This window comes from Alteromonas naphthalenivorans, assembly GCF_000213655.1.
Classification (GTDB): Bacteria; Pseudomonadota; Gammaproteobacteria; order Enterobacterales; family Alteromonadaceae; genus Alteromonas; species Alteromonas naphthalenivorans.
The window spans coordinates 1,464,751-1,481,872 of the sequence record NC_015554.1 but is presented as its reverse complement, the minus strand read 5'-3'; the positions used below and the strand labels follow the sequence as shown (position 1 = coordinate 1,481,872).

At 45.1% G+C, this 17,122-nt stretch carries 14 protein-coding genes; 6 read left to right on the top strand and 8 right to left on the bottom strand.

Features of this window, described 5'->3' with window-relative positions; genetic code table 11:
• The first annotated feature begins 268 nt into the window (after window positions 1–268).
• On the top strand, window positions 269–664 hold the full coding sequence (locus tag AMBT_RS06410; protein WP_013783794.1) for a DUF3718 domain-containing protein: 396 nt from the start codon (window positions 269–271) through the stop codon (window positions 662–664).
• A 131-nt stretch (window positions 665–795) separates the two neighbouring features.
• Here the strand turns inward: AMBT_RS06410 and AMBT_RS06405 are convergent, their stop codons facing one another.
• The 4 genes from AMBT_RS06405 to AMBT_RS06390 form a co-directional block, all read right to left on the bottom strand.
• A complete protein-coding gene (locus tag AMBT_RS06405; protein WP_013783793.1) occupies window positions 796–1,752 on the bottom strand; it encodes an alpha/beta fold hydrolase in 957 nt (318 codons plus the stop codon).
• Window positions 1,753–1,823: 71 nt separating this feature from the next.
• Window positions 1,824–3,623 carry an acyl-CoA dehydrogenase C-terminal domain-containing protein gene (locus AMBT_RS06400; RefSeq protein WP_013783792.1) on the bottom strand — a complete coding sequence of 600 codons (1,800 nt, stop codon included), beginning with the start codon at window positions 3,621–3,623 and terminating at the stop codon, window positions 1,824–1,826.
• Window positions 3,624–3,632: 9 nt separating this feature from the next.
• On the bottom strand, window positions 3,633–4,814 hold the full coding sequence (locus AMBT_RS06395) for an acetyl-CoA C-acyltransferase (RefSeq protein ID WP_013783791.1): 1,182 nt from the start codon (window positions 4,812–4,814) through the stop codon (window positions 3,633–3,635).
• A 10-nt stretch (window positions 4,815–4,824) separates the two neighbouring features.
• The gene (locus tag AMBT_RS06390) at window positions 4,825–6,945 is read right to left on the bottom strand and encodes a 3-hydroxyacyl-CoA dehydrogenase NAD-binding domain-containing protein (RefSeq protein WP_013783790.1); all 2,121 of its coding nucleotides are present in this window, start codon (window positions 6,943–6,945) and stop codon (window positions 4,825–4,827) included.
• Window positions 6,946–7,190: 245 nt separating this feature from the next.
• On the opposite strand from AMBT_RS06390, the gene AMBT_RS06385 reads away from it, so the two are divergent.
• From AMBT_RS06385 to AMBT_RS06370, 4 genes are all read left to right on the top strand, one after another.
• Entirely contained in the window at window positions 7,191–8,105 is a 915-nt protein-coding gene (locus AMBT_RS06385) for a haloalkane dehalogenase (protein WP_013783789.1), read from the top strand.
• A gap of 9 nt (window positions 8,106–8,114) precedes the next feature.
• Window positions 8,115–8,879, top strand: a complete 765-nt coding sequence (locus AMBT_RS06380; RefSeq protein ID WP_013783788.1) for an SDR family NAD(P)-dependent oxidoreductase — start codon at window positions 8,115–8,117, stop codon at window positions 8,877–8,879.
• A 211-nt stretch (window positions 8,880–9,090) separates the two neighbouring features.
• Window positions 9,091–9,396: a hypothetical protein gene (locus AMBT_RS06375; RefSeq protein ID WP_041452510.1), complete on the top strand. Its 306-nt coding sequence runs from the start codon at window positions 9,091–9,093 to the stop codon at window positions 9,394–9,396.
• Between the two features lie 253 nt (window positions 9,397–9,649).
• Entirely contained in the window at window positions 9,650–9,997 is a 348-nt protein-coding gene (locus tag AMBT_RS06370) for a VOC family protein (RefSeq protein WP_013783786.1), read from the top strand.
• 136 nt (window positions 9,998–10,133) lie between these two features.
• Here the strand turns inward: AMBT_RS06370 and AMBT_RS06365 are convergent, their stop codons facing one another.
• The 4 genes from AMBT_RS06365 to AMBT_RS06350 are packed head-to-tail and all read right to left on the bottom strand — an operon-like array spanning window position 10,134 to window position 14,135.
• Window positions 10,134–11,108: an NADPH:quinone oxidoreductase family protein gene (locus tag AMBT_RS06365; protein WP_013783785.1), complete on the bottom strand. Its 975-nt coding sequence runs from the start codon at window positions 11,106–11,108 to the stop codon at window positions 10,134–10,136.
• Between the two features lie 59 nt (window positions 11,109–11,167).
• Complete coding sequence (locus AMBT_RS06360) at window positions 11,168–12,208, bottom strand: phosphotransferase family protein (protein WP_013783784.1); 1,041 nt, start codon at window positions 12,206–12,208, stop codon at window positions 11,168–11,170.
• 9 nt (window positions 12,209–12,217) lie between these two features.
• Entirely contained in the window at window positions 12,218–13,432 is a 1,215-nt protein-coding gene (locus tag AMBT_RS06355; protein WP_013783783.1) for an acyl-CoA dehydrogenase family protein, read from the bottom strand.
• 28 nt (window positions 13,433–13,460) lie between these two features.
• Window positions 13,461–14,135 carry a histidine phosphatase family protein gene (locus tag AMBT_RS06350; protein ID WP_013783782.1) on the bottom strand — a complete coding sequence of 225 codons (675 nt, stop codon included), beginning with the start codon at window positions 14,133–14,135 and terminating at the stop codon, window positions 13,461–13,463.
• A gap of 316 nt (window positions 14,136–14,451) precedes the next feature.
• Between AMBT_RS06350 and AMBT_RS06345 the strand changes: the two genes are divergently transcribed.
• The gene (locus tag AMBT_RS06345; RefSeq protein ID WP_013783781.1) at window positions 14,452–17,001 is read left to right on the top strand and encodes a TonB-dependent receptor; all 2,550 of its coding nucleotides are present in this window, start codon (window positions 14,452–14,454) and stop codon (window positions 16,999–17,001) included.
• The last annotated feature ends 121 nt before the right edge of the window (window positions 17,002–17,122 follow it).

Genomic DNA, 17,122 nt, shown 5'->3' with positions numbered 1-17,122 from the left:
ATTTACCTTTTCAAATTTATTTTTCGCTTTTTTCACCGATAAGTTGACGTAGGTTTGCCGTTTCAATTTTTTCTTATACTTTAGGTTGGCACCTTGTAAATAAAGGGCTAGAACCCAACTCCCATCCCACAACTTTGGTATAAGGTATACTTTGGGATACCCTGTTATTTGCTTCCATGTTTTCTGACCTGCCCATTTGGTTTTTAATTATTCCCGAACCGAACAGACAAACTTTAAATTAAACATTAAATACGAAAGGAAATTAACCATGTTGAAAATTGTTAAAACTTCTTTAGTTATCGCAGCATCTACTCTAGCTTTCTCTAACGCAGCACAAGCCGATGTAAACGAAGCGCTAGCCAACATCTGTACTATCGTTCAAGCAGACGATAAAGGCGAATTACGTAAAAAGATGCGTCGTGTACAATCAGATTTCAAATTAAAATTACATGATTACTACTCAGGTATTTCGTGTAACGGCAACAGCCTAATCCGTACTGCTATCGTAAACAACGCGGTAGATGTAGGTACACTTTTGGTTAAGAAAATGCCAAGTCGTGAACTACAAAACCCAGAAGCAGACGGTAAAACACTTCAAGCGTGGATTGCTGAGCAAGGTCTTCAATCAAGCCCTATCTCTAGCGAGCTTAACGAACGTATCTAGTTTTAAGATACTTCGCACCATGTAAAGATACAGCAGTTCAACATGGTAACGGCAGGATGCCGTGCTTGTGGCCCCGAGAGGGGCCACGCCCCTTTTCCCATATCGCTTTTCTCACACTTTCTTAAATAATCCTACGTTGCAAAATCAGTTATTTCTTTTGCCGCCCAATTCGCTTGCTCTCTGTGAACCCAATGTGTTGCCGTATCGTGATACACAATTCGTAGGTCGGGAACGTACACTGTTAAACCATTCAAGATACCTTCATCAAACGCATCATCTAAACGCCCCCATAATACCAATGTAGGTAAAGTGACGCGTAGAACCGGTACGCGTAAGCGTGACAATTCTGTTTCAGGTGCGTGCTCATCGGGTGCCATTTGTGGCATTTCTCGGTAATAGTTCAGCATGGCTGACAATGTTGGAGTATTGCGCCAACTACGAAGTAGTCTTTGCCCGTAGCTATCTGGGCTAGCTTTATGATCTTTATTTTTGGGCATGGCGCTTTTGGACATCGCGTTTTTGGGCATGTCTCCGTCAAACAGAGCAGAGCCGAGCATCCCCTTAAGCAACGCAAAATCGGTCTGCTTTAAAACTGCCTCTGCATCGTCTGCCACTAGCGATTTTATGTATTCACTTTTCTTGCGCTGAGCGCGACTGGTTTTAAGCGCTTGGGTGAAAGTGCTTGGGTGCGCGGCATTTAAAATAACCAGCTTAGTAAACAAATTAGGTTGAAAAGCTGCTAGCGGCCAAGCTATCGCCCCACCCCAATCGTGACCCACTAGTATCGCTTTTCGACCTTCGCTAACTGTTTCAACAAATTCCTTCATACGAGCAACCAAGGAAGGAACTTGGTAATCGCTCCTATCTGTCAATGGATCTGATTGATGGTAGCCCGGTAAATCAGGCGCAATAATATGATAATCAGGTGGCAAAGCATTGATGAGCGCTTCCCATGTATGGGCATTTTCAGGGAATCCATGAAATAAGATAAGTAACGGGCTATTTGAGGTTTGCCCTTTTCTTTCTAGATAATATATACGGTGATCTTGAATAGAAATGGTGTGAGATGTTACTGCGTTTAGTGGCATACCTAGCCTTTCGCAAAACGGTAAAGATAAAAATGCCGAGCAGGTGCTCGGCATTTCATTACATATCGTGTTTACTCGATAGCAAACATGCTTTCTGGCATAGACATAAGGTTGTCTGCACCTGAATGCATTGCTGATACAAGTGAACGGGTACGCGTTAGTAAGCGATCGAAATAGAAACCAGTGGTTAAGATTTTACTCTTATAGAACTCGGTCTCAGTACTACCTGCATCAAGTTGCTCTTGTGCTTTAACGGCCATTTTCAACCAGAAATAAGCGACTGTCACATAGCCTGAGTACATAAGGTAATCCACCGACGCGGCACCAATCTCATCAGGATTAGACGCTGCTGCTTTACCAATATTCATGGTAAGTTGCTGCCACTCATCTAAATGAGACGTTAATGCATTAGTCCATGCACTGAACTGCGCTTTACCGCGAAGCGATTCGCAATATTCACGCACTTCTTGCACAAATACATTGAGCAATTCGCCATTAGAGCCCATCACTTTACGGCCTAATAAATCGATGGCTTGAATACCTGTAGTCCCTTCGTACATAGTACAAATTCGCGTATCACGTGCTAACTGCTCCATGCCCCATTCTTTGATGAAACCATGCCCACCGTACACCTGCATACCGTAGCTAGTGCTTTCTTGCGCTGTTTCTGTCAAGAAGGCTTTAACAATCGGTGTTAAGAACGCAAGCTTAGTATCTGCCAGTGTCTTCTCTTGTGCATCATCACCGTAAAGGGTCACATCAACCAACTGCATGCAGTAAGCAGCTAATGCACGGTTACCTTCTGCAAACGCTTTTTGCGTAAGTAACATACGACGAACATCAGGATGTACAATAATGGGATCTGCAGGGCCATCTTGGTTCTTACGACCCGTTAAAGAACGAAATTGAATACGATCTTTAGCGTAACGTAATGCACCTTGGAAAGACGCTTCAGAAGCAGCTAAGCCTTCAAGACCAGTACCGATTCGCGCAGTGTTCATAAAGGTGAACATGCAGTTAAGGCCGCGATTAGGTTGGCCAATCAAGAAGCCTTTCGCACCGTCGAAGTTGATCACACAGGTTGCACTGGCTTTAATGCCCATCTTGTGTTCAATACTGCCACACGCAACGCCGTTGCGATCTAGCTTTTCGCCTTCATCAGACACGTTGAACTTAGGTACTACAAATAACGAAATACCTTTTGTCCCTTCTGGCGCGCCAGGCAAACGAGCAAGTACAATGTGAACGATATTTTCAGACATATCGTGCTCACCGGCCGAGATGAAAATCTTCGTCCCCGTCAAGCTGTAGCTGCCATCGTCTTGTGGTTCTGCGCGGCATTTAAGCATGCCCAAATCTGAGCCACAATGCGCTTCTGTTAAGCACATAGTACCTGTCCATTCACCGCTAATAAGCTTCGGTAAATACTGGTTTTGAAGTGTTTCAGTTCCGTGCGCTTTAATAGTTTCCATGCAGCCTTGGCTTAAGCCAGGGTACATAGCCCACGAGTGGTTTGCACCGGAAAACCATTCAGCAATAATAGAAGAAAGTGAATAAGGCAGTGCTTGACCACCAAACTCTTCAGGGTGAGACATACTTGGCCAGCCGCCTTCAACATATTGCTGATAAGCTTCTTTAAAACCAGCCGGCGTAGTGACTTCACCATCTACCCACTTACATCCTTCTTCATCACCCGACATATTGATGGGTGCTAGGCTGTTTTCAGAAAACTTAGCCGCTTCAGAGAAGATAGCTGATACTAAATCTTCTGATGCTTCATCAAAGCCAAGCTTTTGATAATGTTCTTGATAGTTTAATAGCTCATGTGTAACAAACATGGCGTCGCGTTGTGGAGCTTTATAACCTTCCATACCAAATACCTATATAACTTCAAATAAACCAGCAGCACCCATACCGCCGCCAATACACATAGTACAAACAACGTATTTCGCACCACGTCGTTTGCCCTCGATTAATGCATGACCCACCATACGTGCGCCACTCATTCCGTAAGGATGACCAATTGAAATTGCGCCACCGTTTACGTTTAATAATTCATCAGGAATACCTAGCTTGTCGCGGCAATAAAGCACTTGCACTGCGAAGGCTTCATTCAATTCCCACAAACCAATATCGTCCATGGTTAGACCGTGCTGCTTTAACAGCTTAGGAATGGCAAACACTGGGCCGATACCCATTTCATCTGGCTCACAACCTGCTACCGCAATACCACGGTAAATACCTAATGGTTGCGCTTGGCCTTTAGCGGCAGAATGCTCATCCATAATGACAGTAGCACTTGCACCATCAGACAGTTGACTCGCATTACCCGCAGTAATACACCCGCCTTCAATCACAGGGTTCAATGAACGCAAACCTTCAAGCTGGGTTTCAGGGCGGTTACCTTCGTCTTTCGACAACGTGACTTCCTGCTCACTGGTCTCGCCGGTTTCTTTATTGAAAATGGCTTTAGTGGCCGTAATTGGCACAATTTCGTCGTCAAACTTACCTGCTTCTTGACCCGCCGCTGTGCGCATTTGGCTTTGATAAGCGTATTCGTCTTGCACATCGCGGCTAATACCGTAACGCTGTGCCACAACCTCAGCAGTTTGCAGCATAGGCATATAAATATTCTTATGCTTAGCCACTAATTGTGGGTCTACCGCGCGAGACATGTTCATGGCTTTGGTTTGAACCAAAGAAATTGAGTCTAGACCGCCAGCAACCATAATATTGGTGTCGCCAGTGCGAATACTGTTTGCGGCATTAGCAATAGCATACATACCAGAGCTACATTGTCTGTCTAACGTCATACCTGCAACGGTAACTGGCAAATCGCCAGCTAATGCAGCTAGACGACCGATGTTCATGCCGCCACTGCCTTGCGTTAGGGCAGCGCCCATGATCACATCGTCGATACTGGCAGGATCGACACCGGCACGTTGTACGGCGTTACGAATAGCATGACCACCTAATGTAGGGGCAGGTAAATTGTTAAGTGCACCTTTATAGGCACGGCCAATAGGCGTTCTTGCGGTACTTACTATTACTGCATCGCGCATAGCGTACTCCTTAGTTTTTAAATTTTGCGAAGCTACTGCGCTCTTGCGCTAGCTTGATTAATAGGTCGCTTGGTTGTAACCACATTTTTCCGTAGTCACCCAGTCTTTCAGCGTAGGTAGATAGCTTATCGACGATTTCCCCAAGGCCAACTTCATCGGCATACTGCATAGGACCGCCACGATAAACTGGGAAGCCATAGCCATAGACATAGATAACATCGATATCGCTAGACTTAGCCGCTATGCCTTCTTCAAGAATACATGCGCCTTCATTAATTAGGGTGTATAGACAACGCACCAAAATTTCTTCATCGCTTATGTCATCGCGCTGCGTAACCCCTAGGCGAGCAGCTTCTTGTTTAGCAATTTCTAGTACTTCAGGGTCTGGAATGGGAACACGGCTGCCAGCTTCATAAAGATAAGCACCCCTGCCCGTTTTAAGACCGTTACGATCTTTCTCAACTAAACGGTCTGCCACAGCACCGTATGTAGGGTCATGTGAAATAAAGGCTTGGCGAGACTGGCGTACGTAGTAACCAATGTCTAATCCTGCCATGTCACCCATAGTGAATGGCCCCATAGGCATACCGAATTGTGTAAGCACGCGATCGACTTGCTCAGGGCTTGCGCCTTCAAGCAATAAACGGTTAGCTTCACGGCCATAAGGTTCAATCATGCGGTTGCCAACAAAACCGAAACATACGCCAACCAATACCGCTACCTTCTTAATGCGCTTGGCTAATTTCATACAGGTTTTGATAACGTCAGCCGACGTATCTTCAGCTTTAACCACTTCAAGCAACTTCATAACGTTAGCTGGCGAGAAGAAGTGAAGACCGATAACATCTTGTGGACGTGAGGTACACGCGGCAATTTCATTCACATCAAGGGTAGACGTGTTAGACGCTAAAATAGCCCCTGGCTTACAGACTTTATCTAAGGTAGTGAAAACGGTTTTCTTCACTTCCATTTTTTCAAATACAGCTTCAATAACAAGATCTACATCAGCTAGGTCGTCATACGTTGTGGTGCCGCTTAACAGCGCCATACGTGTTTCCACTTGCTCTTGGGTTAACTTGCCTTTTTTGGCTGAGTTTTCATAATTTTTACGAATAAGCGCCAAGCCTTTATCTAGCGCTTCTTGCTTAAGCTCTAGCATAGTGACTGGAATACCCGCGTTCGCAAAGTTCATGGCGATACCGCCACCCATGGTGCCAGCACCAATAACCGCGACTTTTTCAATACTGCGCTCTGGCGTGCTCTTGTCGAAATCACTCACGTGACCCGCTGCTCGCTCGGCAAAGAAGAAATGCTGTTGTGCACGGGCTTGTGGGGTGTTCATGCATTCCATGAACAATTTACCTTCGTGCTTAAGGCCATCTTCAAAGGCTAATGTATATGCGCCTTTTACCGCTTCAATGCATTTTAAGGGGGCAAAAAATCCGCGTGCTGCTTTTTTCGTTTGTGCGGTAACGGCATCAAATACGCCCTGCACTTCTTCAGACATAGTCAGGGTAATGTCACTGGTACGTTTAATACAATTTTCAGCATTCAGTGACGCTAAGTATTGTTTCGTGTCTTCCAGCAAATGCTCAGGCTTGTCTGAAATCTTATCGAATACACCTGGAAGCTTCACTACCGAGGTAGGCTTACCCGTAACAATCATAGTTAGCGCGGTAGCAGGATCGGCTAAGCGCGGTAAACGTTGTGTTCCACCCGCGCCTGGCAATATGCCTAGGTTGACTTCTGGAAGGCCCACTTGGTTTCCAGCAAAGGTAATTCTGTGATGACACGCTAACGCGACTTCTAATCCGCCACCAAACGCAGGACCAGGCAATACTGCCACTACTGGCTTGGTTGCATTTTCGATTTTGTCGAGTACTTCAGGAAGGTTCGGCGATAAATCGCCACCGGAGAATTCACTAATATCAGCGCCGCCTGAAAATAGGGCGAGAGAAGAAGTGATAACAATAGCACTAACGCTGTCGTCGCTTAATGCGCTTTCAATGCCATCTATTAGCCCAACTCGTACTGCACGAGAAAGCGCGTTTACTGGCGCACTTTGCATAGTAATAGTTGCTACGCCCTGTTGGACTGTGTAGCCCACTGCCTTGTTTTCCATCTCTGTCATAACGATATCCTGTTATTCACGTTAACTGGATGTTATTGCAGTGTTGTCAATCATCCAAGTTTATTGGTGTTATAGACATTCATCACAATATTTAATATGGACAGCAACCCCTTTATTTGTGCCCAACTCCCCTTGAGCGCATATTCGATAAGGTATAAGGAAGATTTGACAGATCACCTCACTAGTGTTTTTGTTAACTAACACAATAATTAGTTACATATTATTTACATTTGAGGTGGGCAAGTATGCAAGTCTTAAAAACCCCTGAAAGTGCATTCTCTTCTATTACAGATTTTCCCTATAAGCCGAGGTATGTAAACGTTACCGATACGGTAAGTGGCGAAATAGCCATGGCTTACTATCAGTGCGGTCCTGAAGATGGCCACACTATTCTTCTTCTACATGGCGAGCCTTCTTGGGGCTACCTTTATCGCACCATGATTCCGATATTAGCTGATGCAGGTTTTAATGTGCTCGCACCTGATCTTATCGGCTTTGGCCGTTCAGATAAGCCCACTAGGCGGGAAGATTATACCTATGCCCGCCACCTTATCTGGCTTAAAGACTGGTTTAATCAAACCGTTGAAGGGAAGGTAACGCTTTTCTGCCAAGACTGGGGGGGATTGCTAGGCTTACGGCTGGTAGCCGACATGCCCGACCGCTTTGCTGGCGTCATGGCATCTAATACCTTTTTACCTACCGGTGAGCACAAGCCCTCTGAGGCATTCTTGAACTGGCGTCGCTTCTCGCAAGATGTTCCTGTATTTCCTGTATCAGGTGTGATTAAAGGCGGAACCGTATCTACGCTTTCTCAAGAAACATTAGATGCTTACGACGCCCCCTTCCCCTCTGAAGAATATAAAGAAGGAGCCAGACAATTTCCGTTATTAGTGCCCGCCACACCTGATGATCCACAAACCCAAGCAAACCGAGATGCGTGGGAAAGATTAAAACAATTTAATACGCCATTTATGACCGCATTCAGTGACAGCGACCCAGTAACCGCTGGAGGTGACAAGCTGATGCGGTCTTTGATACCTGGCTGTCGTGGCGTGCAGCACACCACGGTAGTGAAAGGCGGACATTTCGTACAAGAAGATAAAGGCCCTGAATTGGCCGACCTTCTTATCACTTTTATTAATGCAACTGGACAAGCTTAAGGAACCACCATGGATTCATTGTTAGATTTTAGCAACAAAGTGATATTGATCACCGGCGCGGGCAGCGGTTTTGGCCGCTTATTAGCAGAAGGTTTAGGAAGCCGAGGTGCCAAGCTGGTGCTATCGGATATTAACGAAGAAAACTTAGCAGCATGTCGCGCTGACGTTGCAAGCTATACTGACGTAGTCACCAAAGCAGGCGATATTGCCAGCGAGGCATTAAACAAAGCTTTGGTGGAGTTGGCAAAAGACAAGTTTGGTCGTTTAGATATCGCCATCAACAATGCGGGCATTGCTCATGTGCCTGCCCCTATGCATGAAATGACCGAAGAGATAATAGACCTTCAGTTTGCTGTGAACGTAAAAGGCGTGATGTTTGGTATGAAGTACCAATTGCCACAAATGTTGTCGCAAAAGCAAGGGCATATCTTAAACGTGAGTTCACTTGCTGGATTAGGCGGGGCTCCAAAAGGTGGCGCTTATGCTGCTGCCAAACATGCGGTTGCTGGCGTGACTCGAACTGCTGCTGTTGAATATGGACGTAAGAATGTACGGGTAAATGCAGTGTGCCCTTTTTATAGCCCTACCAATATTTTAAATGTGGATGGTTACAACACCAAAGAGGCGCAAGCCCAACTAGGTATGGGAAGCCCAATGAAACGGTTAGGCGAGCCTCAAGAAATTGTGAATGCCATGATCCTCATGTTGTCCCCCGGTAACAGCTATATGAATGGACAAACTATTGCGGTAGATGGCGGGGTAACAGCATGGTAAGCACTTGGTAGATGTCTGTTGATGGTTTGGGGGGGCATCCAAAAGTATTAGGTCTCATACCTAAGTATGAAGAGTGATGTTTTGTTTTAGTGCGACTTTAGTTGTAATGAAGGGGAACAAACAAAACCTTCGGACGAAGCGACTTATTGGTCGCTTCTGACTTTTTTCCCAACCACAGTATACGTTTAGAGACTATACACTGAGAGCACTTATGAAAATGACACTAAGACACTTCATTACTGTAAGCAGCGTTGTTGTTGGTTTGGGCCTATCTTCGAACGGTTTCGCTAACGAACTGTCAACGCAATACGCAACGTCTTCGTCAGTACAAATATCTGGCTTTCAACATGTAAACTCTGCTCAAAATTCGCCAGTAATGGTAAAAAAAGTACGAAGCCAGTCGTCTTCTTTTGCGCTTAAACGTTTAATCTCTGTTTCAACACAGAAGTCATCTGCGTCTAACGCTACGCGCTTACTTCATACTGCATTGCCACAGGGTATTGTTGTAGCCCAGTAATAGCCTGTTAATAGCAGTCATTGCTGGTAAATGCTAACATGTCAGTAAGTATTAGCCGCCCGGTTTCTAGCTCTAGCTACCTATTTCTACGTCAGCTTATTCAAGCCTATTAACATGTACCTTTTATAGCCAACCACTCAATGCGTTGCCAAATAAACGTCGTTCACTTGTCTGCACTAACCCGCTTATACTCTATGTCATAAGTATGCCACAATACTGCTAAAAGTCCGTTAGACATTGGTTGGAGATAGGCATGGACGTTGACCACATTAAAGTATTCATTCCCAGTAAAGATTACGAAGTATCGAAACGGTTTTACTCCCAAATTGGCTTTAAAGGTGAATTTGTTTCCGATGCGTTAACCTTATTTGAAAATGGCGATTGCCAATTTTTTTTACAGAACTTCTACAGTGAAGATTTGGCGAAAAACTTTATGCTGCAGGTTTGTGTACTGGATATTGAAACAGCACATTCATTATGTAAAAAAGCTACCGATAAGCTTAAGATTTCGGATGTTTCTATAGAAACGTGGGGGAAGGTATTTTATCTATGGGGGCCAAGCGGCGAACTATTACATATTACTGAGCTTAGAAAAACTTAGGCAATAAAAAAGCATGGCACCTAGTGGAATAATCACCTTTGGTTAGCCATGCTTTTACGCTTTAACTATTGTGCCTTTTGGGCTGTTCTCTGAAGAGGTTAATTTAAGAGCTTATTTTAAGATGCTCTTTTAAAAGCTACGGCGTAATAACCATTTTACCTTTTACTTCACGGTTCATCACTTTAGCCATGGCTTCAGTGGCACGCTCCATAGGTAAGGCCTCATCTACCACTACTTTCACTTTACCTTGCACATACCAGGTTAAAAGCTCTTGCATGTTAGCAGCAAACCCTTTTGGATCGTGCTGCGTAAACGACCCCCAAAATACGCCTACTACCGAGTAGCCTTTTACTAACGATAAGTTCACAGGGAATTGAGGAATTTCACCGCCTGCAAAGCCAACTACAAGCAATCGCCCTTCCCACGCCATACTGCGGCTACAAGCGTGGAATGTGTCGCCACCAACGCATTCGTAAACCACATCGGCGCCTTTGCCGTCGGTGGCTTCTTTAATAGCATCTTTTAAGTTCTTTTCTTTGTAATTAATAAGTATATCTGCGCCATGCTCTTTGGCTAATGCAAGCTTTTCTCCGGTAGAACAAACGGCTATAACCCTTGCCCCCATTTCTTTACCAATTTGCACTGCCGCTAAGCCAGTACCACCAGCCGCCCCCGTGACCACAAGCGTTTCACCCGGTTGAATTTTAGCACGCTGTTTTAGTGCATGATGGGCAGTAGCATGGGCAGTCACTAATGCTGCACCTTCTTTCACATCGATAGGATCCGGTAGTGGCATAACATGCGTAGCAGGTACCAGTACTTTTTCGGCAAAGCCACCTAGATTAGATAATGCAATAACGCGCTGGCCTACACTAATATGCTTTACGCCTTCACCCACTTCGGCTACCACACCAGCCACTTCATTTCCTGGCACAAAGGGGCATGGCGGTTTCATTTGATATAAACCTTGTACAAGTAGCCCATCAGGGAAATTTACACCAGCCGCTTCTACGTTAACGACTACGTGACCTGGCTTAACTACTGGGTCATCAATTTCTTTGCATTTTAAATCGTCTATTGGTCCGAATGCTTCACATACAATCGCTTTCATAGCCACTCCTAATAATTCGTTTCTTTGCCTACCGCTCGCTTATTAATGAGCGCGGTGGTTTAGCTGTTTTGATGAATCGTTTTATTCGCAATTTGTGCCAGAGGGCGCACCATAGCGCCTAACTGCATTGCCTTGTCGCTTGATGCGTTTCCATCATGTGCACGCTTTACTACCCCTTGCAGGATGGCTGCTAAACGGAAAAAACTAAACGCGAGGTAAAACGTCCAGTTGTCTATCTTGTCGATACCCCGTCGCTTGCAATATGCATCTACGTATTCTTCTTCACTAGGAATTCCTAACGCGTCTCGATCTAATCCACCCAAACCGGAAGCGTGGGCAATGTCACTCGGTAAACGCAGCTGCATGCATTGATAGGCTAAATCGGCATACGGGTGCCCTAAGGTAGACAGCTCCCAATCAAGCACCGCAATGACTTTAGGTGCATCAAGGTTAGACATATCAAACATCATATTATCTAACCTAAAATCGCCATGAACCAAGGCTATTTGCCCATCATCTTCAGGCAAATTTTCTTCTAAATAAGTAATAAGCTGCTCAATATCTTCAACATGCTCAAGCTCAGAAGCACGGTATTGCTGAGTCCACCGGCTTAACTGGCGAGAAAAGTAACTTCCTGGCTTGCCGTAACTTGTTAACCCAGCGGCTTCAATATCAACACTGTGCATCACTGCCAGCACGCGGTTCATTTCATCGTACATAGCGCCCCGAGTTTTCGGGCTCTCTACTTCCGGTAAAGCGCTGTTCCAATAAATGGTGCCTTCAACGTAGGCCATAATGTAAAACATACTGCCAATGATGTCGGCATCTTCACACAAGTGATAAACCTTAGGCACAGGTACTTCTGTATTACTTAGCGCATTGATAACGCGATACTCGCGGTCAACTGCATGGGCAGACTTAAGCAGTTTCCCCGGCGGTTGGCGACGCAGCACGTAAACGCCAGAATCAGCATTTAGTTTAAACGTAGGGTTAGATTGCCCACCTGAGAATTTCTCTGCCGACAACACCGTGCCTATTTCTGGGCACGCCTTATTTAGGTAGTGATTTAGCGTTTCTATATCTAGCGTGTGCGTAGCCACAGATACTCCTTAAGCGTTCTTTTCGGCAATCAGATTGCGACCTAGTTGCATCATGTGCACTTGGTCAGGTCCATCGGCTAGACGAATGGTTCTGGCATACGCGTACATGGCTGACAAGGCGTAGTCTTGACTTGTACCGGCAGCGCCATGCATTTGAATAGCTTCGTCAATAACCTTACAGGCCATTTTGGGTGCAACAATTTTAATAGCAGCAATAATATCTCGAGAGACCTTATTGCCGTATCTGTCCATTTTATCGGCAGCCTTCAGCGTTAGTAAGCGCGCTTGCTCAATATCACAATGCATTTGTGCAATACTTTCGCGCACAGACTGCTGTTTGCTAAGTGGCTTACCAAACGCTACACGCTGTTCTACTCGCTCGCAGGCTAAATCTAAGGCGCGCTGGGCACAGCCAATTAAACGCATGCAATGATGAATACGGCCAGGGCCTAAGCGACCTTGCGCTATTTCAAAACCGCGACCTTCACCGAGTAATAAATTACTTACTGGAACACGTACGTTATCGAACAAAACTTCAGCATGCCCTACAGGTTCATCAAAATAACCCATTGCGGCCATTGGGCGCACAATGGAGACCCCTTTCGTATCCATTGGCACTAAAATTTGTGACTGTTGCTGATGACGAGCAGCTTCAAAATCGGTTTTACCCATGACCACCATGATTTTGCAATTTTCGTTCATGGCACCACTGGTGTACCATTTGCGCCCGTTGATGACGTACTCATCGCCATCTCGGGTAATTGAGGTTTCAATGTTAGTCGCATCACTTGAAGCAACTGCTGGCTCGGTCATGGCAAAGGCAGAACGAATTTCGCCATTAAGCAGTGGCTCTAACCATTGCTTTTTCTGCTCTTCATTTCCGTATTTCGCCAATACTTCCATGTTGCCTGTATCAGGCGCGCTGCAATTGAAAATTTCTGAGCTAAACAGCACCCGTCCCATCTCTTCACACAAAGGGGCATATTCAGCATTTGATAATCCAGCGCCATAAGGCTTGTATTCCTCAGGTAGGAAAAGGTTCCACAGGCCCGCGTCTTTAGCGCGTTGCTTGAGGGTTTGCATCATAACGGGGGTTTGCCAACGATTTTCACCATTTTCTACCGCGTGAACATATTCCTTTTCAATTGGATACACTTCTTCTTGCATAAAGGCTCTTAATTGCTTTAAAAGCGTTTGTGTTCTTTCATTATATTCAAAGTTCATAACTGTCCTTATCCGCTAATAGCGCTGGTTAGCTGTATGTCACAGCGTGCAATCTATCCACAACATCTAAATGTGGTACGCTGTTGAAATTGTTCAAATGCACGCCACGAGTATTCGCGAAGCACTGAGAAAAACTCGCATTTCTGATCTGCAAGTTCATGTTAATAACCGTTGGAGCGTCGTATCCGAGTATGTGTTTTAACATCATGGCAATTGCACCACCTGAACTCACTACTAAGACTCGCTTAGCCTCTGTGGTTTGAAGCGCGCCCAGCATAGTAGCAACCCTATCTTCGAAGCCTGCCCAACTCTCATCCAATAAGTTATGGTCGAGTTCATCAGCTGCCCATGCCAGCATGGCTTTTTTAAGCAACCGGTAATATTCTGCTCGAGACGCACCTTCTGGCACTTTTTGATCTGGATATCGGGTTAAAAATGCTGTTGCCACAGCCTGAAAATTAAATTCGTTCAATTCGCTGTTGATGTTCGCTTCAGGTAAAGAACCTATTCCTTTGGCAATACCTTCGGCGGTTTCTCTGTGGCGCACCATGTCACCCATAAAAACGCTATCGAAAGTAATATCACGCTGCTTGAAATAGTGCCCGAGCCACTGTGACTGCTGCGCGCCTAAATCGCTGAGCTTGTCGTAGTTTGCTGCGCCAAAAGATGCTTGTCCGTGGCGTACTAGATAGATGTCAGTCATACTACTCTCTGATGTTATCATTATGTTAACCATGGTAAGAAAAGTAGCACCATAAGTTTAATTGATATTTTGAATGGGAATACATCATGTTAGGCTATGGGGAGTAAAGGCGACTGCACACGCCCCAATGACGTTGAAGCTGTTGGTTTTGGGTTTATTTCTACCATCGTTGCAGCGGCTTAAAATTACTGCAACACTAAGTTGTTACGTTATTTTTTGCACAATGATGCAAAGCGTAAAATTACTGCTAAGGTTCTAGCTGTAGTCAAACGACGCTATTCGTTTGAAATGGGTTAGATGTCAGGTAAAATAAAAAATGAAAAAATTGCTGCCCAAGCACACTCTCGTCGCACTAGGTGTCTCATTAGGTATTGCGGCGAGTTGCACACCTTCACTTGCTTACAGCCAAGATAGCGCCTTAGAGCATATCACCGTTCAGGCACAAAAAACGTCACAAAATTTACAGGAAGTCCCTGTTGCCGTGACCGCCCTTTCCGGCGACGATTTAATTGAAACCGTGGTGAAAGACGTCTTTGATTTGCAAAACTATGTGCCTGCATTTGGTGCGTTTCAAAATCAAAGCGTGACTAATTCAGGGTTTTCCATCCGCGGTATTGGCACATCATCACAAAATTTCGGCTTCGAATCTTCTGTGGGCTTATATGTGGACGGGGTTTATCGTTCACGGCAAAATGCCCTTATCAACGATTTAGTTGATATTGCTGCTATCGAAGTACTGCGCGGCCCCCAAGGCACCCTATTTGGTAAAAATACTGCAGCAGGTGCAATGACGCTTACCTCTGTGGCGCCAAGTCATACTGATACTGACGGATTTGTAGAAGTATTGGCGGGTAATGATTCATTATTAAGGGTAAGCGCTGGTGCTTCGTTCTCGTTGGTTGATGATATATTAGCCATGCGTATTTCAGGCTTTAAAACCGATGGTGATGGCTATATTACCGATGCCACTTCTGGGCAAAGTTTAAATAACAAAAACCGCTCAGCCATAAAGGCTCAGTGGCTTTATACGCCAACAAAAAGCGTGAGCGTTCGCATTATCGCCGATTACGGTGAATTAAATGAGCGTTGTTGCGGTGCACTTACTTGGCAAAATAATTTTCAGGCAAATGACATTCCTGGTAAATTTGGCACCGATGCGTTGTTATCTCAGCCCACCTTTAACGCCACCATTTACAGTAATGACGATTTCTTCGATTTCACCACGTCGTTGTCCCAACCCCCTATTTCAAAAATGGAAGATAAAGGCGTTTCGGGGCAAATTGAGGTAGCCCTTAATGAGCAATGGTCTTTGGTAGGTATTACGGCTTATCGCGCCTTTGACAGCATAGATATTGTAGATACTGATTTTTCAGATGCGGATCTGTTAACTGCCACTAACGACGCAAAACAACAGTCTTTCTCTCAAGAATTAAGACTGCATTATAAAAGCGATAAAATTCGTGGCCTTGTGGGAGCCTATTACTTTAGTCAAAATTTAGATCTAACCTTTAACACCACGACACAGTCGGCTTTCGATAGCTTTTTTAGCATTGCAGGTGCTGAATTACTTCCTTTAGCAAATGCGATTGATGGACTTAGTGCGGCCACTGGCGGGTTAATAGCCCCTTCTGGGGTGGCAGCACCAAGCAATACCGTATTTATGCACACGGCAAATCAAGAACAAGACAGTGTTGCATTTTTTGCCCAAGCTGACTGGTTGCTGTCTGACACAATCACCTTGACGACTGGCATGCGTTTTACCGATGAAAAGAAGTCGATAGCTGGCCGGTACACCGAACAAGGCCCAGGTATTGATGGCTTGAGCGGCGCTCCCGAAAGCAGGCCCAATATAGGTGCTGCGGTAACAGCGTTAAATGATATTGGCGTAGCGCTCAATACTGGTACTGCAATTAGTCCAACCTCGCTAAATGCCCTAGCGCCTTTTCAACAGGCGGGATGGGGGTATTTTTTCTTGGGTTCATCAGCGGTACTGCCACGACCTGATTTAAACGAAGCAATAGATGATAGCCAGTTAACGGGCACGATAAAGCTTGCTTATCAGGCCAATAAAAACCAACTAATTTATGCCAGCTTAGCCTCTGGTTATAAAGCAGGCGGCACTAATACTGATCGTATTTTACCGTCTTTAGATGCCACTTTTGAGGCCGAAAAAGCGCGTAGTGCAGAAATAGGCTTGAAACAGGATTGGCCTGATTATGGTGTGCGGGTAAATGTTGCGGCGCATTATTCAACCATTGAAGATTTTCAAGCCACCACTTTCACAGGTACCGGTTTTAACCTGCAAAACGCAGGCGACATTCATGTGAAGGGACTGGAGCTTGAAACCACTTGGTTAATGAGTGCAAACACGGAACTTCAGCTTATTGCATCACGCACGTTAGCCAATTTTGATACCTTCAAACAAGGTACATGTTGGGTGGCCTATTCATGGCATACGGGTATTGACGATCCGGGCCGTGCGTCACCTGCCGACCCGTATTGTGCACGAGACGGTGACAGAGTGGGTTTTGAGCCTCAAAATAGCCTTTCAATTATGCTAAACCATCATTTTTTAGTAGCGAGTTACGACGCCACAATAAGCGCAGATTATCAGTATACAGGGGAAGTATATTTGGATGATTCCAACGACCCCTATAAACAGTCTGGTTCATACGAGATTATTAATGCACGACTTTCACTTCAGCTTGAGGAATGGGACACCGAAATTATTGTATGGGCTCGAAACCTTTTGGATGAAGAATATATCGCTAGAAGTGGTTTTGATGTGCCAGTGCAAGAAGGAAAACTGATGGCCTACCCAGGCGCACCTCGCTCCTATGGTATATCGGTAAGAAATCGTTTTTAACTATTGCGTTTGTTAAAACAAAAGCGATGTAACCTTAAATAAAAAGCCCCACTTATTCATCTACTTTGGGGCTATTTATCTACTTCGTGGCAGTTATGGACGCAGTTATGGAGGCTTTATG

What these genes read in the sequence shown, in the direction of transcription:
- AMBT_RS06410 (WP_013783794.1), top strand. Translation starts at nt 269, where the DNA reads ATGTTGAAAATTGTTAAAACTTCTTTAGTTATCGCAGCATCTACTCTA.
- AMBT_RS06405 (WP_013783793.1), bottom strand. Translation starts at nt 1,752, where the DNA reads ATGCCACTAAACGCAGTAACATCTCACACCATTTCTATTCAAGATCAC.
- AMBT_RS06400 (WP_013783792.1), bottom strand. Translation starts at nt 3,623, where the DNA reads ATGGAAGGTTATAAAGCTCCACAACGCGACGCCATGTTTGTTACACAT.
- AMBT_RS06395 (WP_013783791.1), bottom strand. Translation starts at nt 4,814, where the DNA reads ATGCGCGATGCAGTAATAGTAAGTACCGCAAGAACGCCTATTGGCCGT.
- AMBT_RS06390 (WP_013783790.1), bottom strand. Translation starts at nt 6,945, where the DNA reads ATGACAGAGATGGAAAACAAGGCAGTGGGCTACACAGTCCAACAGGGC.
- AMBT_RS06385 (WP_013783789.1), top strand. Translation starts at nt 7,191, where the DNA reads ATGCAAGTCTTAAAAACCCCTGAAAGTGCATTCTCTTCTATTACAGAT.
- AMBT_RS06380 (WP_013783788.1), top strand. Translation starts at nt 8,115, where the DNA reads ATGGATTCATTGTTAGATTTTAGCAACAAAGTGATATTGATCACCGGC.
- AMBT_RS06375 (WP_041452510.1), top strand. Translation starts at nt 9,091, where the DNA reads ATGAAAATGACACTAAGACACTTCATTACTGTAAGCAGCGTTGTTGTT.
- AMBT_RS06370 (WP_013783786.1), top strand. Translation starts at nt 9,650, where the DNA reads ATGGACGTTGACCACATTAAAGTATTCATTCCCAGTAAAGATTACGAA.
- AMBT_RS06365 (WP_013783785.1), bottom strand. Translation starts at nt 11,108, where the DNA reads ATGAAAGCGATTGTATGTGAAGCATTCGGACCAATAGACGATTTAAAA.
- AMBT_RS06355 (WP_013783783.1), bottom strand. Translation starts at nt 13,432, where the DNA reads ATGAACTTTGAATATAATGAAAGAACACAAACGCTTTTAAAGCAATTA.
- AMBT_RS06350 (WP_013783782.1), bottom strand. Translation starts at nt 14,135, where the DNA reads ATGACTGACATCTATCTAGTACGCCACGGACAAGCATCTTTTGGCGCA.
- AMBT_RS06345 (WP_013783781.1), top strand. Translation starts at nt 14,452, where the DNA reads ATGAAAAAATTGCTGCCCAAGCACACTCTCGTCGCACTAGGTGTCTCA.